This window comes from Gammaproteobacteria bacterium, assembly GCA_019911805.1.
Classification (GTDB): Bacteria; Pseudomonadota; Gammaproteobacteria; order Thiohalobacterales; family Thiohalobacteraceae; genus JAHJQQ01.
On sequence record JAIOJV010000084.1, the window covers coordinates 1 to 3,595 of the forward strand.

Annotated in this window: 1 protein-coding gene and 2 pseudogenes; all 3 read left to right on the forward strand. The window is 50.7% G+C overall.

Annotated features, from left to right (window positions below):
* Positions 1-684: 684 nt before the first annotated feature.
* The 3 genes and pseudogenes from K8I04_10850 (at position 685) to K8I04_10860 (ending at position 3,579) form a co-directional block, all read left to right on the forward strand.
* Positions 685-1,656, forward strand: a pseudogene (locus tag K8I04_10850) (IS30 family transposase).
* A gap of 372 nt (positions 1,657-2,028) precedes the next feature.
* A complete protein-coding gene (locus tag K8I04_10855; GenBank protein ID MBZ0072208.1) occupies positions 2,029-2,475 on the forward strand; it encodes a hypothetical protein in 447 nt (148 codons plus the stop codon).
* Positions 2,408-3,579, forward strand: a pseudogene (locus K8I04_10860) (IS3 family transposase). Before K8I04_10855 ends, K8I04_10860 begins: the two are co-directional and overlap by 68 nt.
* Positions 3,580-3,595 lie beyond the last annotated feature (16 nt).

Genomic DNA, 3,595 nt, shown 5'->3' on the forward strand with positions numbered 1-3,595 from the left:
TCCTTGACCTTCACTCCCGCATCCGCCTCCCGCAAGAACCCGATGATCTGTTCTTCTGTAAACCGCTTCTTCATGTCCAACCTCCTTCCGGTTAGGATTGGACTCTAAATCGCGGTGCTACTCAATCCGGGGGTGACGTCGTCCGTACGGAAAGAAAGATGACAAGTTATATACCGCCTCCGAAGTAGATCGAGGGTTGGCGTGTGATTGCTTGTGCCCAGCTTGTGACCACAGGTTACAAGCGCACCAAGGTAAAAAAAAAGATCCATATTTCTCTCACTATCGGGGAAGTGATTGTGGAGTAGGTTACGAAACTGCACTGCATTTACTGGCAAAGGACATTTTATTGGAGGAAAAGACAATACTTCTTCCTGAACTTAAGGTGACGTCAGATATTTCAATGGCAATAACAGGAACACGGCTAGAAACTGAGGTGTTGGTGCGGCCGTGGCAACGAATAGCAGTAGATTCTGTCGTGCTATAAAAAAGAACAGCAAAAATAATACCCGATGTAATTATTGAAAAAAAAGGCAGAGTATTATTCGTCGAGATTAAAGTAACCCATGGGATTGATAAAGAAAAACTTCTTGAATTCAACTCGTAAGTACAACTCTACAAAAGCGATAAGAGGGCAAGCTGCGGTACCATCGTGGCACCACTCACCGCCAAGTAAGAGGAGCACAAATGAGCTACGCGCAGCTTACCCAGGAAGAACGATACCAAATTTACATCCTGAAGAAAGCCGAATATAGCCAGGTAGAGATTGCCGAGCTGCTGGAGCGGGATAAATCGACCATCAGCCGAGAGTTGCGCCGGAATCGTGGCCTGAAGGGGTATCGCCCCAAACAGGCACATCAGCTGGCGCTGGGGCGGCGGCGTGGCAAGGCGCAATCCCGCATCAACCCGGAAACCTGGCGGTGTATCGCAGCGCTCATCCGCAAGGCCTGGAGTCCGGAGCAGGTTACCGATCGGTTTGGACAGGAACAAGGGGTGTCCATCAGTCATGAGCGAATCTATCAGTATATCTATGCGGACAAGCGTTCAGGCGGTGACCTGTACACTCATTTGCGCTGCCAGAAGGTTCGGCGCAAGCGCTATGGCACCTATGACCGGCGCGGTATCATTCCCAACCAGGTCTCGATTGAGGCACGCCCGGCGATCGTGGCAAGCCGTCGTCGCTTTGGTGACTGGGAGGGAGATACCGTGATCGGCAAGGGCCATCGTGGGGCGCTGGTGACGCTTGTGGAACGCAAATCCTTGTACACCGTGATCCAGGCTGTGCCTCGCAAGACGGCCGATGCAGTCTGCGTCGCCGTCAGAAAAGGCCTTGTGTCACATCGGGATCGAGTGCATACCATCACCTATGACAATGGTCGCGAGTTCACCGACCATGAGGGCATGGCCCGCGATCTTGATGCCCGGATCTATTTCGCCCATCCTTACGCCTCCTAGGAGCGCGGGTTGAACGAGAACACCAACGGCCTTATCAGGCAGTTCTTCCCGAAACGCCGGGACCTGACGACCGTCACCGATGCGGAAGTCCAAGAGGTCATGAACCATCTCAATCACCGTCCGAGAAAGTCCCTGGGCTTCCGGACACCGCACGAAGTCTTCTTCAATACCAGGACTTCGTTAACCGTTGCACTTCAGAGTTGAATCCGCGCTTGTTTTTATAAAAGCAGAGAACCTAAATGTCGTTGAATACGATTTCAGCAAATCCAGGGGTATAGTGGACAAGGAGCACATAAGGAGAGTGTTAACAAAAACATACGAAGGTGCCAGGAAAGGCTTTGGTAGAGGGCAATGGATAAACCATCATCTATTGCAAGGGACCATTGTAAAACTCAATCAGCGCTACATAGCCAAAAATCCTGAGTGCATATCAAAAAATACTGACGCCTCGGCAGCGTATTCATATAAGCCATATCATTAGCAAGCAAAAATGAAACCTAACGATCACATGCACTCGAACTGGATAAGGCGGCTTAGCTTCGGAATTAGGGCTCTACACCGAGGAAAGAGACGAGTATGTCATCACACTTGCCAAAATGGATGGAGGAAGATCGAAAATATCAACTGGAAAGAGATCTTGCCCAATACAAAAAAGAAATGGATGAGCGCTATCCACAAGCACTATGGGAGCATGCGCGCAAGCGGACGCAATATTTAAAGAAGGAACATGCAATCACCTTTTTTAAACATATTGGAATATTAATTGTCGCGGAAATCATTATTGTAAATGCATTCGATGGCTTTATCGCGGGCGTATTAGCGACCATCGCATTTTTTATTTATGTATTTATGTTTAATTATCACACAAAAAATGAACCTGACTGGGATAGGTTGAACCTCCCCCAGTTTAACGGACACTCAAGAAAGGGCTACCATGGCCCAGGAGGAGTGTTCGATGAGCAAGAGACCGTACACGAGATATTCCAAGGAATTCAAGCTGGAAGCAATTCGGCTGGCGGATGAATCTGACAAGTCGGTGACGCAGGTGGCGCGTGAACTGGGGCTACGCGTGAACCAGATTTACAAATGGCGGCAGCAGTTGGAGCTGAAGCCGGACACTGCCTTTGCGGGTTCAGGCAAGACCAGTGACAAGGACGCCGAAATCAAACGTCTGAAGAAGGCGTTAGCTGCTTCAAATGAGGAAAATGAGTTTCTAAAAAAAACAGCCATATTCTTCGCGAAGAACCAGCCATGAAGTACGCGGCCATACACCACTCCCGCGCGATGTACGCCATTCGGATGATGTGTCGAGCCATGCGTGTCTCGCGTAGTGGTTACTACGACTGGGTGGATCGTCCGGAAAGTGCGCGTAGCCAGCGCCATCGCTTGATAACAGAGAAGATACGGCATTATCACCAGGCCAGTCGCGAGACCTATGGATCGCCACGTATTCATGCTGATCTGATAGCCTCTGGTGAGACCGTTGGCAAGAACACCGTGGCCTTACTGATGCAGCGAGCGCAGATCGTGCCCAAGACGATACGTCGTTTCAGAGTGACTACGGATTCACGCAAGACCGTCGCGGCGCCGAATCTGTTAGCACAGCAGTTTACGGCGGAGAAGCCGAATGAGCGCTGGGTATCCGACATTACATTCATCCCAACGCGGGAAGGATGGTTGTATCTGGCCGTGATCCTGGATTTATATTCCCGCGCTGTGGTGGGTTGGGCTATGCATCAGCGCATGAAGACCGAACTGATCACGGATGCGCTTAAAATGGCGCTGATGAGTCGGCAGCAGAGCAATACGTTGTTGCTGCATTCCGATCAGGGTAGTCAGTATGCGGCGGCGGAGTACCAGTCCCTGCTCGCCTCACGCGGTATCCTGTGTTCGATGAGTCGTAAAGGTAACTGCTGGGACAATGCCGTGGCAGAGAGCTTCTTCCACTCGCTGAAGACTGAGCTGGTTCATCATGAAGACTACCGCAGTCGCACCGAGGCAAAGGCAAGCATCTTCGAGTATGTTGAGGTGTTTTATAACCGCCAGCGTCGCCATTCACATATAGGCATGATGGCGCCACTGGCCTTCGAGAAGATGGCCGCAGGCCATTACTCAATGGTCCGTTGAACTGGGGGAAGATCAG

Bases quoted from the DNA above. Each gene is read 5' to 3' on its own strand.
- K8I04_10855 (MBZ0072208.1), top strand. From the start codon at position 2,029: ATGTCATCACACTTGCCAAAATGGATGGAGGAAGATCGAAAATATCAA.